A 14830-nucleotide genomic window follows, 5' to 3' on the forward strand; every position below is an offset into this window, starting at 1 on the left:
AGTAAATCTGAACGCAAACGCTTGCGCAACCAGGTGAGCGGGTTTACGGTCTCGTCACTCCCACTCCCGCCGACGTGCTCCGGACCCCCGCCACGCGGCGCGCACACCCGATCAAGGAGCGTCCCGTGACGGTCAGCATCACCGATGTCGCCGAGGCCACCGGCGTCTCGGCGTCCACCGTGTCCCGCGCCCTGCGCGGCCGTTCGGGAGTGTCGGAGGAGATGCGGGCCCGGATCGTCGCGGCCGCCGCCGAACTGGGCTACACCGCCTCGCGCTCGGCCTCCAGCCTGGCCAGCGGACGCACCTACACCATCGGCGTCGTCGTCCCGTACGTCGGCCGCTGGTTCTTCGGCACGGTGCTGGACGCGGCCGAGAAGGTCTTCAGCGCCGCCGGCTACGACGTCCTGCTGTACAACCTCGGCTCACCGGAGGCGCGCAAGCGTTTCTTCACCAAGCTGCCGATCCGCAAGCGGGTCGACGCCGTACTGTCCCTGCTGATCCCGGACCCGGACGAGGCCGCAGCCCTGTGCTCCCTCGGCGTGCCGCTGGCGACCACGGTCGGCGGCGCCCGGCCCGGCTTCACGGTCGTCGGCATCGACGACCGGGGCGGGGCGGAGAGCGCCGTGCGGCATCTGGTGAACCTGGGCCACCGGCGGATCGGCATGATCTCCGGCGCCAGCGAGCCGCTGCACTGGACCACGCCCCTGGACCGCCGGCAGGGCTACCTGGACGTGCTGGCCGACGCCGGGATCGAGCCCGACCCCGCCCTGGAGGCGGACGGCGGTTACACGGTCGAGGGCGGTGAGCGGGCCATGACCGAGCTGCTGGCGCTGCGCCACCCGCCGACCGCCGTGTTCGCCCAGTCCGACGAGATGGCGATGGGCGCGCTGCGCGCCCTGCGCCGGCACCGGCTGCGGGTTCCGGAGGACGTGTCCGTGGTCGGCTTCGACGATCACGAGCTGTCCGAGGTGGTCGGGCTGACCACCGTGGCCCAGCCGGTCGCGGCCCAGGGCCGGGAGGCGGCCCGGCTGCTGCTGACGCGGCTGGACGAACCGGACGCCGGGTCGCCGCAGCCCGTCGAGATGCCCATCCGCTTCATCCTCCGCGAGACCACCGCGCCGCCGCACACCGGCCGGCAGCGGTAGCTCCCCACCTGTTCCCTCCTTCCCCCCGCCCTTCCGCACGCCCTTTCCCACGCCCTCGCACCCACCGCACACCCGCTCGGAGGCACCATCATGATCACCGGCCACGGAAAACACCGCCGTACGGGCCTGACGGCCCTCGCCCTGCTGCCGCTGGCCGCGCTGGCCGCCTGCGGCGGCGGGAGCGGCGGCAGCGACACCTCCGCCGAGGAGGGCAGCGGCAAGGGCACCATCAGCGTCTGGGCCCACCAGGGCCAGGCGAGCGAGGCGACCGCGCTGCAGAACGCGGTGAAGTCCTTCAACTCCTCGCAGAGCGCCGTCAAGGCCGAGCTGAAGCTCATACCGGAGAAGGACTACACGAAGACCATCACCGCCACGGACGCCTCCGAACTGCCGGACGTGCTGGAGTTCGACGGCCCGACGATGGCGAACTTCGTCTACAACAGCAAGCTCGCCCCGGTCGACGGCCACGTCTCCGCCAAGACCCTCGGCAACGCCACCGACGCGATCAAGGCGCAGGGCGAGATCGACGGCAAGCACTACGGCCTCGGCATGTTCGACGCCGGGCTCGGCATGTACGCCAACAAGAAGCTGCTGGACGCGGCCGGCGTGAAGTACCCGACGAGCGTGGACGACGCCTGGACGGCCGAGGAGTTCGGCAAGGCCCTCAAGGCGCTGAAGGGCAAGGACTCCGACGGCAAGGTCCTCGACATATCGGAGCAGTACGGCCTGGCCTCCGAGTGGGGCACCTTCGGCTTCTCCCCGATCGTCTGGTCGGCCGGCGGCGGCCTGCTGAAGGACGGCAAGGCCGAGGGCGCCCTGGACAGCCCCAAGACCGTCTCCGCGATGAAGACCTTCCAGTCCTGGAAGACCTACGTCGACCCCAACACCGACGGCAACGCCTTCGCCCAGGGCAAGGTCGCGCTGAGCTGGGTCGGCCACTGGAACTACCCCGCCTACAGCAAGGCCCTCGGTGACGACCTCGTCGTCCTGCCGCTGCCCGACTTCGGCAACGGTCCCAAGACCGGCCAGGGTTCGTGGGCGTGGGGCATCGGCGCCGACAGCAAGAACGGCAAGGCCGCCGGCACCTTCCTCGACTACTTGCTGAACGACACCAACGTCGGCGCGATGACGAAGGCCAACGGCGCGGTGCCCGCCACCAAGACCGCGCTGGCCAAGAGCGAGCTGTACAAGAAGGGCGGCCCGCTCCAGCTCTTCGCCGACCAGCTGGCCAAGCCGTGTGGCGACAGCGACATCACCTCCTCCTGCGTCGCCGTCACCCGCCCGGTGACCGCCGGATACCCCACCGTCACCGCCAAGTTCAGCACGGCCCTCAACTCGATCTACGGCGGCGCCGACCCCGGGGAAGCCCTGCGGAAGGCCGCCCGCGCCATCGACCGGGACTTCACCGACAACGCCGGCTACGAGATCCCGTAACCCGCAGGACGCATCGGCCCGGGCGGCCGCCGTCGACGTGGCGACACAGCCACCCGACCGACCGCGACCGCCCCGCCGGGAAGAGGACCCTCCCGTGAAAACCGTGGAACCCGCGCACACCGCGGCCCCAGGCCGGGCGCAGGCCGTCCCGTCCGCACCCCCCGCGAAGCCCCCGCGTCACGCGCGCGGCAACCGTGACCGGCTGCACGGGCTGCTGATGTCCGCCCCGGCCGTCGGCGGGCTGATCGCCTTCGTCGGCATCCCCTTCGGCTACGCGGTGGTGCTCTCCTTCTACAACGTCCGCCTCGGCTCGCCGCTGGAGCCCGCCTTCTTCGGCGTGGAGCACTACCGGCGGCTGTTCACCGACCCTGATCTGTCCGGCCCGTTCCTGCGGGCGCTGCTGAACAACCTGACCTTCGCCGCGGTCGTCGTACCGCTCCAGACGGGTCTGGCGCTGGCGCTGGCGATCCTGCTCAACCGCAAGCTGAAGGCCATCGGCCTGTTCCGCTCCTTCTTCTTCATGCCGGTGGTCTTCCCGATGGCGCTGGTCGCCGTGATCTGGCGGCTGATCCTCGCCCGCAGCGAGCAGGGCATGCTCAACTCCGCGCTGGACGTGGTGACGTTCGGCAACTGGGGTGCCTTCGACTGGCTCGGCGACGGCCTCACCGCGATGGCCTCGGTCATCGTGCTGTCGGTGTGGCAGGGCGTCGGCTTCCAGATGGTCATCCTGTTGGCCGGCCTGCAGCAGATCCCGGGCGAGCTCTATGAGGCCTCCGAGCTGGACCGGGCCTCGCGCTGGCAGCAGTTCCGGCACGTCACCCTGCCCGGCATCCGCGGCACCCTCGTGTTCGTCGCGATGCTGACCTCGGTGCTGTCCTTCCGGGTCTTCGACCAGGTGTACATCCTCATCCGCGGCGGCGGCCTGGACGAGGACGCCACCCGCACGGTGATGTACCAGGCCGTCACCACGGCCTTCGACGAGAACGACATCGGCCAGGCCTCGGCCGTCACGGTGGTGTTCTTCCTGATCGTCGTCGCCCTGACCATCGTCCAGCGCCGCGTCGTCCGGCCCGACAACGAGGACTGACCGACCCATGGCCCTGACCCGTACGCCCGTGCGCCGCGTTCTCGACTACACCGTCCTGAGCGTCCTGGCGTTCGTCTTCGCCCTCCCCGCGCTCTACCTCTTCCTCGGCAGCCTCAAGCCGTCGGACGAGGTCCTGAACGGCCTTTCCGGCTTCCTGCCCACCCACCTCTCCTTCGACAACTACGCAGCCGTCCTCGACAGCCTGAACTCCGACAGCACCGGCTACTTCTGGCAGTTCATGGGCGTGTCGGTACTGCTGTCGTTCGTGGTGGTGACGGGCGGGCTGATCGTCAACTCGATGGCGGCCTACGGGCTGACGCGGCTGAAGTGGCGGGGGCAGAACGCCGTGTTCACCCTCGTCCTGCTGCTGATGCTGATCCCGTTCGAGTCGGTGGCGGTGCCGCTGTTCTACATGTTCAACGGCCAGCGCAACACCCTGTTCATCCAGGCGCTGCCGTTCGTCGCCAACGCCTTCGCGATCTACCAGTTCCACACGTTCTTCAAGAAGATCCCGACCAGTATCGAGGAGGCGGCCCGGCTGGACGGCGCGGGGCCCTGGCGCACCTTCTTCGCGATCATCGTGCCGATGTCCAGGCCGGTGTTCGCCTCGGTCGCGATCCTCACCTTCCTCATCCAGTGGGGCTCCTTCCTGTGGCCGGTGCTGATGGTGTCCGACCCGTCCGTGCGCCCCCTGCCGCTGGAGATGAGCGTCTTCCAGGGCCAGCAGCCCCCGGACTGGGGCCAGATCCTCGCCTTCGGCGTGCTGCTGGTGCTCCCCGTGCTGATCGTCTTCGCGTTCTTCCAGCGGTGGTTCGTCGAGGGCGTGGCCAGCTCCGCCGTCAAGGGCTGAGCCGCCGGGGGCGCCCCGGTCCGTCACTGTCAGTGGCCGGGTGCATGCTGGACGCATGACGGATGTCGGGGATCTGGCCGCCCTGGAGGCGGAGCTGCGCCGGGGCGTCCGGGGTGACGTGGGGTTCGACGTCACGTCCCGGGCACTGCTCACCATGGACGCCTCCAACTACCGGCGGGTGCCGCTGGGCGTGGTCGCTCCGCGTGACGCCGACGACGTGGCGGCCGTCCTGGAGGTGTGCCGGGAGCGGGGGGTCCCGGTCGTCGCGAGAGGCGGCGGCACGTCGATCGCCGGACAGGCGACGGGCACGGGCGTGGTGCTGGACTTCACCCGGCACATGAACCGGCTCGTGTCGCTCGACGCGGAGAGCCGCACCGCCGTCGTGCAACCGGGTCTGGTGCTCGACCGGCTCCAGGAGGCCGCCGCCCCGCACGGTCTGCGGTTCGGGCCCGATCCGTCCACGCACAGCCGCTGCACGCTCGGCGGCATGATCGGCAACAACTCGTGCGGCTCGCACTCGGTGGCATGGGGGACGACCGCGGACAGTGTGCGCGAGCTGGACGTCGTCACCGCCCGGGGCGAGCGGCTGCGGCTCGGCCGGGACTGGGCCGGGGCGCCGGACGGACTGCGGGCGCTGCTGGAGGGCGAGCTGTCCCGGCTGCGCACCGGCTTCCCCGACCTGCCCCGCCGCATCTCCGGCTACGCCCTGGACGCCCTGCTGCCCGAGCGGGGCGCTGACGTGGCCCGCTCCTTCTGCGGCTCGGAGGGCACGCTCGGCGTGCTGACGGAGGCGGTCGTCCGCCTGGTCGAGGCGCCCCGCGCGCGTGCGCTGGCCGTGCTGGGCTACGCCGACGAGAGCGCGGCGGCGGAGGCCGCGGCCGGGCTGCTGCCGCTCCGGCCGCTGACGGTGGAGGGCATGGCAGCCGACCTGGTGCCCTCCCCGGAGGCGCTGCCGCGGGGCGGGGCCTGGCTGTTCGTGGAGACCGGCGGGGAGTCGGCGGGGGAGGCACGCGCGCGTGCGGAGGCGATCGTGCGGGCCGCCGACGTCCTGGACGCGCGCGTGGTCACGGACCCCGCGGGGCAGCGCGCGCTGTGGCGGATCCGGGAGGACGCGAGCGGTACGGCGACCCGCATGCCGGACGGGACCGAGGCGTGGCCGGGCTGGGAGGACTGCGCGGTGCCGCCCGCCCGGCTGGGGGCGTACCTGCGGGACTTCCGTGCGCTGATGGCGGCGCACGGGCTGCGCGGCACGCCGTACGGGCACTTCGGGGACGGCTGCATCCACGTCCGCATCGACTTCGATCTGCTCACGGAGGCCGGGGTCGCCCGCTTCCGCAGCTTCTCGGAGGAGCTCGCGGAGCTGGTGGTGGCGCACGGCGGATCGCTGTCCGGGGAGCACGGCGACGGGCAGGCGCGGGCGGAGCTGCTGCCGCGGATGTACGGACCGGAGACGGTCGGCCTCTTCGAACGGGTCAAGGGGGTGTGGGACCCGGACGACCTGCTCAACCCCGGGATGCTCGTCCGCCCCGCGCCGCTCGACAGCGGCCTGCGCTTCTCCGTCCTGCCCCGCGAACCGGTCGGCGTGGCCTTCGGCTACCCCGCCGACGGCGGCGACTTCCCGGCGGCGGTGCGGCGCTGCGTGGGCGTCGCCAAGTGCCGTACGGCATCGGTGTCCGGCCCGGGCGTCATGTGCCCGTCCTTCCGGGCGACGGGCGAGGAGGAGCACTCCACACGCGGGCGGGCCCGGCTGCTGCACGAGATGCTCGCCGGTGAGGTGGTCACGGACGGCTGGCGCTCCACCGAGGTCCGGGACGCGCTGGACCTGTGCCTGTCCTGCAAGGGCTGCCGGTCGGACTGCCCGGTCGGGGTCGACATGGCCACGTACAAGGCGGAGTTCCTGCACCACCACTACGCCGGGCGGCGCCGGCCGGCCGCGCACCACTCGATGGGCCGGCTGCCGGTATGGCTCCGGGCGGTGGCCCGCACGCGCACGGCGTGGCTGGTCAACGCCCTGTGCGCGGTACGGCCTCTGGCGTGGGCGGCGAAGCGGCTGGGCGGCATCGCGCCCGAGCGGGAGATCCCGCGGGTGGCCCGGCGGACGTTCAGCCGGTGGTGGGAGCGGCGGCGGGCGCACCGCCCGGCCACGCGGGGCGACGTGGTCGTCCTGTGGCCCGACACCTTCACCGAGCACCTCTCCCCGGCGGTGGGGCAGGCCGCCGTACGGGTCCTGGAGGCGGCCGGGCTTCGGGTGGCGCTGCCGCCGACCGTGCACCTGGCGAAGCCGCCGGTCGGCGACGGCAGGACCGTCGCCCTCGATCCGTCGGCGCTGCTGCGGGGCCGGGGGCGGGTCTGCTGCGGGCTGACGTACGTGTCGACGGGCCAGCTGGACCGGGCCAGGGCCGTCATGCGCCGCACACTCGACCTGATGGAGCCGGTGCTGGAGACCGACGCCCCGGTCGTGGTCCTGGAGCCCAGCTGCGCCGCCGCCCTGCGCACGGACGTCCCCGAACTGCTGCACGACGACCCGCGCGCGGCCCGCCTCGCCGGGCGGGTGCTCACCTTCGCGGAGACACTGGAGCGGCACGCTCCCGGCTGGAGGCCGCCGCGCGTGGACCGCCCGGTGGCCGGGCAGACCCACTGCCACCAGCACGCCGTGCTCGGCGACGCCGCCGACCGCCGGCTGCGGGAGGCGGCCCGGCTCACCGGCGAACTGAGCGGCGGCTGCTGCGGCCTCGCGGGGAACTTCGGCTTCGAGAAGGGCCACTGGGAGGTGTCCGCCGCCTGTGCGGAGGAACAGCTCCTGCCGTCCGTACGGGACGCCCCCGACGGCACGGTGGTCCTGGCGGACGGCTTCTCCTGCCGCACCCAGCTCCAGCAGCTGGCGGGCGTACGGGGCAGGCATCTGGCGGAGGTCCTGGCCGCGGCCCTGGACGAGGCCCCCGGACGCGACGGCTCATGAGGCGTTCGGGCCACGGCGGGGCGGACCCGAGTGTCTGAACCGGGGGAGGGCCGAAGCCGCTCCTAGGCTCGCGGAACCAGCCATTGCCCACCCGAGGGCCACTGCTCGAAGGAGCCCGCGCATGAGCGTCCGCGTCCAGCCGATCACCCGTGACGAGCACCTCGCGTTCGTCACCGCCCGCCCCTCCGCCAGCCACACCCAGGTGCCCTCCTGGGGTGCGGTGAAGCCCGACTGGCGGGCGGAGAGCCTCGGCTGGTTCGACGGCGGCGGACAGCTCGTCGGCGCGGGACTGGTGCTGCTGCGCCCCCTGCCCGGGCCGCGCCTGCCCGGGCTGCCGCGGTACCTCGCCTACCTCCCCGAGGGACCGCTCATCGACTGGTACGAGCCCGGCCTCGAACGGCTGCTGGAGCCGATGCTCGCGCACCTGAGACGGCGGGGCGCCTTCGCGGTGCGGATGGGCCCGCCGGTCGTGGTGCGCCGCTGGAGCGCCGACGCGGTCAAGGCGGCGATCGCGGACCCGGCCGCCCGGCGGCTGCGCGACGTGCGGGCGACGTCGTACGAACCGCGGGCCGGCCGGGTCGCGGACAGCCTGCGCCGGATGGGCTGGCGGCAGTCCGAGGCGTCCGGCGAGGACGGCTTCGCCGCCGGGCAGCCCCGCTACGTCTTCCAGGTGCCGTTCGCCGGCCGGTCGCTGGACGACATCCACAACGGCCTGAACCAGCAGTGGCGGCGCAACATCAAGAAGGCGGAGAAGGCCGGGGTGAAGGTCGTGCGCGGCGACCTGGAGGACCTGCCGGCCTTCCACGAGCTGTACTGCGAGACCGCCGAGCGGGACCGCTTCATCCCGCGCCCGCTGCCGTACTTCCAGCGCATGTGGAGCGCGCTCACCGCCGAACACCCGGACCGGATGCGGCTCTACCTCGCCTACCACGACGGCGAGGTGCTCGCCGCGGCCACCATGCTGACCGTCGGCGACCACGTCTGGTACTCCTACGGCGCCTCCACCGACCGCCGCCGCGAGGTCCAGCCGAGCAGCGCCGTCCAGTGGCGCATGATGACCGACGCGCACGAACTCGGCGCCGCCGTCTACGACCTGCGCGGCATCACCGACACCCTGGAGGAGTCCAGCCATCTGCTGGGTCTGCTGCGCTTCAAGGTGGGCACCGGCGGCGAGGCCGTGGAGTACCTCGGCGAATGGGACTACCCGCTCAACCGGCTGCTGTACAAGGCGCTGAACCTGTACCTCGCCCGCCGCTGACGTCTCACAGCCCGAGACAGCGGCAAAAGGGGTTCACGCACCTGACGGAGTCCATTACCCTGGACTGTGCAGTGCATCGGGATGTACGTAGAGTGTGCCCCGGTGTACGCACCGCACACCCGTCGCGCCCCTGACACCGATCCCGAGCACAGGACCCGCCCGTGACCACGCCGGAGACCGCCACCTCACCCTCGTCCGCGACCGCCGCCGACGCCAGCGCGTCGGCCGCGGGCCCGGGCCGGCTCGGCTCCCTCGGACCCGTGGGCCTGGTGCTCGCGGGCGGGATCTCCGTGCAGTTCGGCGGCGCCCTGGCGGTCACCCTCATGCCCAGGGCGGGGGCGCTCGGCGTCGTGGCGCTGCGCCTGCTGGTCGCAGCCGTCGTGCTGCTCCTGGTCTGCCGCCCGCGACTGCGCGGCCACTCGCGCACCGACTGGGGCACCGTCGTCGTCTTCGGCATCACCATGGCCGCCATGAACGGCCTCTTCTACCAGGCCGTCGCCCGCATCCCGCTGGGCCCCGCGGTCACGCTGGAGGTCCTCGGCCCGCTCGCCCTGTCGGTCTTCGCCTCCCGGCGCGCGATCAACCTCGTCTGGGCGGCACTGGCCCTCGCCGGTGTCTTCCTCCTGGGCGGGGGCGGCTTCAGCGGCCTCGACCCCACAGGGGCGGCCTTCGCCCTGGGTGCCGGTGCCATGTGGGCGGCCTACATCGTCTTCAGCGCCCGTACGGGCCGCCGCTTCCCGCAGGCGGACGGGCTGGCGCTGGCCATGGCGGTGGGGGCGGTGCTGTTCCTGCCGCTGGGCATCGCCGAGTCGGGGACGAAGCTGCTCGACCCGGTGACGCTGGGCCTGGGTGCGGCGGTGGCCCTGCTCTCCTCGGTGCTGCCCTACACGCTCGAACTCCTCGCCCTGCGCCGCCTGCCCGCCTCCACCTTCGCGATCCTGATGAGCCTCGAACCGGCCATCGCCGCGACGGCCGGCTTCCTCATCCTCGACCAGGCCCTCAGCGCCGCCGAGGCCGCCGCGATCGCCCTCGTCGTCGCGGCGAGCATGGGCGCGGTGCGCACCCAGGTGGGCGGCGGGCGCAAGAAGCGGGCTGCTCTGGAGAGCACTGGCATGGAGGGCTGAGCGGCCCCGCGAGGGGAGCGGCCGCTCGTCGGCCCGGCCCGGTTGTCAGTGCCCGGTGCCACACTGCCCGCATGACCGCACCGGACCCGAAGGCCGACCTCCTCCGCTACCTCCAGGACGCGCGTGACGCCCTGTTGTGGAAGCTCGAGGGGCTCTCCGAGTACGACATCCGCCGCCCCCTGACGCCGACCGGCACCAATCTGCTCGGGCTGGTCAAGCACACCGCCGGAGTGGAGCTGGGGTACTTCGGCGACACCTTCGGCCGGCCCTTCTTCGACGAGGACCCGCCGCCCTGGTGGTACACGCGGGACGCCGAGCCCAACGCCGACATGTGGGCCACCCCGGACGAGTCGCGCGAGGACATCACGGGCCTGTACCGCAGGGCGTGGGAGCACGCGGACGGCACGATCGCGGCGCTGCCGCTGGACGCGACCGGTCGCGTCCCCTGGTGGCCCGAGGAGCGGCGCGAGACCACCCTGCACCACATCATGGTGCGCGTGATCGCCGACACCAGCCGTCACGCCGGTCACGCCGACATCGTGCGCGAACTCATCGACGGCTCGGTCGGCCTGACCCCGGGCAAGGACAGCATGCCCCCGGGCGACCGGGCCGGGTGGGAGGCCCATCGGCGCAGGCTGGAGGAGGCGGCGAGAGAAGCGGGCGCGGCCGGCTGAGCGCCGAGGCGCCGGGCGGGTGCACGAGTGAGCCCTGGCGGGGCGCACAGTCCCGCCTGCCCCGCGACGCCCGGCGCGCTCCGCCGAGCTCTCCGCCAGCGCAACAATTCATGCAAGCATGCTTGATTGTTTCTGGGGCCGCTGCCATGCTCCTCAGCACGCCGCACCACCCAGCACACCGCCGTGCCCCGAGGGGAGCGCCCGTGCCCGATCCGACCTCCGTGATCGACGATCTGCGCGAGGAGAGCGAGGAACTCGACCGTCTCGTGGCCGGGTTGTCCCCGCAGCGCTGGTCGCTCCCGACCCCCGCGCCCGGCTGGACCGTGGCCCACCAGATCGCCCACCTCGCCTGGACGGACCGCTCGGCCCTGCTCGCCGTCACGGACGCCGACGGCTTCCACGCGCTGGTCGAAAAGGCCCTGGCCGCGCCGGGATCCTTCGTCGACGAGGGCGCCGAGGAGGGGGCGGGAGGCCCGCCCGGCGAGCTGCTCGCCCGGTGGCGCGGCGGCCGCACGGCACTGGAGGAGGCCCTGCGGGCCGCCCCGCCCGGCGCGCGCTTCCCCTGGTACGGCCCGCCCATGTCGGCCGCCTCCATGGCGACGGCCCGTCTCATGGAGACCTGGGCCCACGGTCAGGACGTGGCCGACGCCCTGGGTGTGGTGCGCCCACCCACCGACCGGCTGCGGCATGTGGCCTGGCTCGGGGTGCGGACCCGGGACTTCGCCTACGGCGTGCACGGCCTCACCCCGCCCGCCGACCCCTTCCGCGTCGAACTGCGCGCCCCCTCCGGCGACCTGTGGACGTACGGCCCCGAGGACGCCCCGCAGCGCGTCACCGGACCCGCCCTCGACTTCTGCCTCCTGGTCACCCAGCGCGCCCACCGCACCGGCCTCGCCCTGCGCGCCGACGGCCCCGACGCCGACCGCTGGCTCGGCATCGCGCAGGCCTTCGCGGGACCGCCCGGCCGCGGACGCCCGCCGAAGGAGGCCGGCTCGTGACGCCCGAGCGCAGCGGCGAGGAGGCGGCCTCGTGACGACCCTCCGCATAGGCAACGCCTCCGGCTTCTACGGCGACCGCTTCGACGCGATGCGCGAGATGCTCACCGGCGGCGAACTCGACGTCCTCACCGGCGACTACCTCGCCGAGCTGACCATGCTCATCCTCGGCCGGGACCGCCTCAAGGACCCGGCCGCCGGATACGCCCGCACGTTCCTGCGGCAGCTGGAGGACTGCCTGGGCCTCGCGCACGAGCGGGGTGTCAGGATCGTCACCAACGCGGGAGGGCTCAACCCCGCCGGACTCGCCGACGCCGTACGGCACTTGGCCGGCCGGCTGGGCATCCCCGTACGTGTCGCCCATGTGGCGGGCGACGACCTCACCGCCGCACACCGGGGCTCCCTCGCCGCCCACGCCTACCTCGGCGGCTTCGGCATCGCGCAGTGCCTGCGGGCGGGCGCCGACGTCGTCGTCACCGGGAGGGTGACGGACGCGGCCCTGGTCACCGGGCCCGCCGCCGCCCACTTCGGATGGACGCCGCGCGACCACGACCGGCTCGCGGGCGCCGTCGTCGCCGGGCACGTACTGGAGTGCGGGGCGCAGGCCACCGGCGGCAACTACGCCTTCTTCCGGGACGGCGACGTCCGCCGCCCCGGCTTCCCGCTCGCCGAGCTGCACGAGGGCGGCGGCTGCGTCATCACCAAGCACCCCGGCACCGGCGGCTTCGTCGACGTCGGCACGGTCACCGCGCAGCTGCTGTACGAGACGGCCGGTGCCCGGTACGCGGGACCGGACGTCACCGCCCGGCTCGACACCGTACGGCTGCGCCAGGACGGCCCCGACCGGGTGCGGATCGAAGGCGTGCGCGGGGAGGCACCGCCGCCCACCCTCAAGGTCGGGCTCAACCGGCTCGGCGGCTTCCGCAACGAGGTCGTCTTCGTGCTCACCGGCCTCGACGTCGAGGCCAAGGCCGCCCTGGTGCGGGACCAGATGGAACCCGCCCTCGCCAAGGTCGCCGACGTGCGCTGGGAACTCGCCCGCACCGACCGCGCCGACGCCCCGAGCGAGGAGACGGCGAGCGCGCTGCTGCGGCTCGTCGTGCGGGACCCCGACCAGGGGACCGTCGGGCGGGCGTTGAGCGGGGCGGCCGTGGAGCTGGCACTGGCCAGCTACCCCGGCTTCCACGTGCTGGCACCACCGGGGAAGGGCTCGCCCTATGGGGTCTTCGAGGATGTGTACGTCCCCCATGGGGCAGTCGACCATGTGGCGGTCCTCCATGACGGAACCCGGGTTCCGGTGCCGCCGCCCCACGACACCCTCGTACTCGACGACGTCCCGGAGCCTCCGCTCCCCGAGCCGCTGTCACCCGGGCCGGTGACACGGGCGCCCCTCGGCCTGGTCGCGGGCGCCCGCAGCGGGGACAAGGGCGGCAACGCCAACGTCGGGGTGTGGGCCCGCACCGACGCCGCCTGGCGGTGGCTCGCGCACCAGCTGACCGTCGACCGGTTCCGGGAGCTGATCCCCGAGAGCCGCGAACTGACCGTCGTACGGCACGCGCTGCCGAACCTGCGCGCCCTCAACTTCGTCGTCGAGGGGATCCTCGGCGCCGGCGTCGCCGCGCAGCACCGCTTCGACCCGCAGGCCAAGGCCCTCGGCGAATGGCTGCGCTCACGCCACCTGGACATACCGGAGGCCCTCCTGTGACCGTCCTGACCTCCGTCCTGGACCCGAACGGCCCGGAGCACCGGGCCAACCGCGAGGCCATGCTCGCCAGACTCGCCGAGCTCGACGGCGAGCACGCCAAGGCCCTCGCGGGCGGCGGCGAGAAGTACGTCGCACGGCACCGCAAGCGCGGCAAGCTCCTCGCCCGCGAGCGCATCGAGCTGCTCCTCGACCCCGACACACCGTTCCTGGAGCTGTCCCCGCTGGCCGCCTGGGGCAGTGAGTACACCGTCGGCGCGTCCCTCGTCACCGGCATCGGTGTCGTCGAGGGCGTGGAGTGCCTGATCACCGCCAACGACCCGACGGTGCGCGGCGGCGCGAGCAACCCCTGGTCGCTGAGGAAGGCCCTGCGCGCCAACGACATCGCCCTCGCCAACCGGCTGCCCTGCATCAGCCTGGTGGAGTCCGGCGGTGCCGATCTGCCGTCGCAGAAGGAGATCTTCATCCCCGGCGGCGCCATCTTCCGCGACCTCACCCGGCTGTCCGCCGCCGGCATCCCGACCGTCGCGGTCGTCTTCGGCAACTCCACGGCCGGCGGCGCCTACATCCCCGGCATGTCCGACCACGTGATCATGGTCAAGGAGCGGGCGAAGGTGTTCCTCGGCGGTCCGCCGCTGGTGAAGATGGCGACCGGTGAGGAGAGCGACGACGAGTCCCTGGGCGGCGCCGAGATGCACGCGCGCGTATCGGGCCTCGCCGACCACTTCGCCGTCGACGAGCAGGACGCGCTCCGGCAGGCCCGGCGCGTGGTCGCCCGCCTCAACCACCGCAAGGCGTACGGGGACCCGGGCGCCGCCGAGCCGCCCAAGTACGACGCGGAGGAGCTGCTGGGCATCGTCCCCGGCGACCTGAAGAGCCCCTTCGACCCGCGCGAGGTCATCGCCCGCATCGTCGACGCCTCCGACTTCGACGAGTTCAAGCCGCTGTACGGGACGAGCCTGACGACCGGCTGGGCCACCCTCCACGGCTATCCCGTGGGGGTGCTGGCGAACGCCCGGGGCGTGCTCTTCAGCGAGGAGTCCCAGAAGGCCGCGCAGTTCATCCAGCTCGCCAACCAGCGCGACATCCCGCTGCTGTTCCTGCACAACACCACCGGCTACATGGTCGGCAAGGAGTACGAGCAGGGCGGCATCATCAAGCACGGCGCGATGATGATCAACGCCGTGAGCAACTCGAAGGTCCCGCACCTGTCCGTCCTGATGGGCGCCTCCTACGGCGCCGGGCACTACGGCATGTGCGGCCGTGCCTACGACCCCCGCTTCCTCTTCGCCTGGCCCAGCGCCAAGTCGGCCGTCATGGGCCCCCAGCAGCTCGCGGGCGTGCTGTCGATCGTCGCCCGCCAGTCCGCCGCCGCCAAGGGGCAGCCCTACGACGAGGAGGCGGACGCGGCGCTGCGCGCCATGGTCGAGCAGCAGATCGAGTCCGAGTCGCTGCCGATGTTCCTGTCGGGGCGGCTCTACGACGACGGCGTCATCGACCCGCGAGACACCCGCACCGTCCTCGGCCTGTGCCTGTCCGCGATCCACACCGCCCCCTTCGAGGGCGCGCGCGGCGGCTTCGGCGTCTTCCGGATGTGAGGAA

At 73.0% G+C, this 14830-nt stretch carries 11 protein-coding genes; all 11 read left to right on the forward strand.

Translation table 11 applies throughout. The annotated features are described in order from the left end of the window. Nucleotides 1-125 precede the first annotated feature (125 nt). A complete protein-coding gene (locus HNR57_RS18740) occupies nucleotides 126-1145 on the forward strand; it encodes a LacI family DNA-binding transcriptional regulator (protein ID WP_184561149.1) in 1020 nt (339 codons plus the stop codon). A gap of 90 nt (nucleotides 1146-1235) precedes the next feature. After that, nucleotides 1236-2579 (forward strand): ABC transporter substrate-binding protein, encoded by a 1344-nt coding sequence (locus HNR57_RS18745; RefSeq protein ID WP_184561150.1) that lies wholly within the window; start codon nucleotides 1236-1238, stop codon nucleotides 2577-2579. A gap of 94 nt (nucleotides 2580-2673) precedes the next feature. Next, on the forward strand, nucleotides 2674-3666 hold the full coding sequence (locus HNR57_RS18750; protein WP_184561151.1) for a carbohydrate ABC transporter permease: 993 nt from the start codon (nucleotides 2674-2676) through the stop codon (nucleotides 3664-3666). A gap of 7 nt (nucleotides 3667-3673) precedes the next feature. Next, nucleotides 3674-4516: a carbohydrate ABC transporter permease gene (locus HNR57_RS18755; RefSeq protein WP_184561152.1), complete on the forward strand. Its 843-nt coding sequence runs from the start codon at nucleotides 3674-3676 to the stop codon at nucleotides 4514-4516. A gap of 55 nt (nucleotides 4517-4571) precedes the next feature. Next, nucleotides 4572-7475 (forward strand): FAD-binding and (Fe-S)-binding domain-containing protein, encoded by a 2904-nt coding sequence (locus HNR57_RS18760; protein ID WP_246554738.1) that lies wholly within the window; start codon nucleotides 4572-4574, stop codon nucleotides 7473-7475. A 121-nt stretch (nucleotides 7476-7596) separates the two neighbouring features. Then, the gene (locus HNR57_RS18765) at nucleotides 7597-8733 is read left to right on the forward strand and encodes a lipid II:glycine glycyltransferase FemX (RefSeq protein ID WP_184561153.1); all 1137 of its coding nucleotides are present in this window, start codon (nucleotides 7597-7599) and stop codon (nucleotides 8731-8733) included. A 161-nt stretch (nucleotides 8734-8894) separates the two neighbouring features. Further along, a complete protein-coding gene (locus HNR57_RS18770) occupies nucleotides 8895-9857 on the forward strand; it encodes an EamA family transporter (protein ID WP_184561154.1) in 963 nt (320 codons plus the stop codon). 71 nt (nucleotides 9858-9928) lie between these two features. Then, entirely contained in the window at nucleotides 9929-10531 is a 603-nt protein-coding gene (locus HNR57_RS18775) for a DinB family protein (RefSeq protein WP_184561155.1), read from the forward strand. Nucleotides 10532-10734: 203 nt separating this feature from the next. Continuing rightward, nucleotides 10735-11529 carry a TIGR03084 family metal-binding protein gene (locus tag HNR57_RS18780; protein ID WP_184561156.1) on the forward strand — a complete coding sequence of 265 codons (795 nt, stop codon included), beginning with the start codon at nucleotides 10735-10737 and terminating at the stop codon, nucleotides 11527-11529. A gap of 31 nt (nucleotides 11530-11560) precedes the next feature. Then, a complete protein-coding gene (locus tag HNR57_RS18785) occupies nucleotides 11561-13231 on the forward strand; it encodes an acyclic terpene utilization AtuA family protein (RefSeq protein ID WP_184561157.1) in 1671 nt (556 codons plus the stop codon). Continuing rightward, on the forward strand, nucleotides 13228-14826 hold the full coding sequence (locus tag HNR57_RS18790) for an acyl-CoA carboxylase subunit beta (protein WP_184561158.1): 1599 nt from the start codon (nucleotides 13228-13230) through the stop codon (nucleotides 14824-14826). The genes HNR57_RS18785 and HNR57_RS18790 overlap by 4 nt, the downstream gene beginning before the upstream one ends. Nucleotides 14827-14830: the final 4 nt, after the last annotated feature.

Origin of the sequence: Streptomyces paradoxus (genome assembly GCF_014202475.1) — a bacterium.
Classification (GTDB): domain Bacteria; phylum Actinomycetota; class Actinomycetes; order Streptomycetales; family Streptomycetaceae; genus Streptomyces; species Streptomyces paradoxus.

Bases quoted from the DNA above. Each gene is read 5' to 3' on its own strand.
- HNR57_RS18775 (WP_184561155.1), top strand. From the start codon at position 9,929: ATGACCGCACCGGACCCGAAGGCCGACCTCCTCCGCTACCTCCAGGAC.
- HNR57_RS18760 (WP_246554738.1), top strand. From the start codon at position 4,572: ATGACGGATGTCGGGGATCTGGCCGCCCTGGAGGCGGAGCTGCGCCGG.
- HNR57_RS18755 (WP_184561152.1), top strand. From the start codon at position 3,674: ATGGCCCTGACCCGTACGCCCGTGCGCCGCGTTCTCGACTACACCGTC.
- HNR57_RS18765 (WP_184561153.1), top strand. From the start codon at position 7,597: ATGAGCGTCCGCGTCCAGCCGATCACCCGTGACGAGCACCTCGCGTTC.
- HNR57_RS18745 (WP_184561150.1), top strand. From the start codon at position 1,236: ATGATCACCGGCCACGGAAAACACCGCCGTACGGGCCTGACGGCCCTC.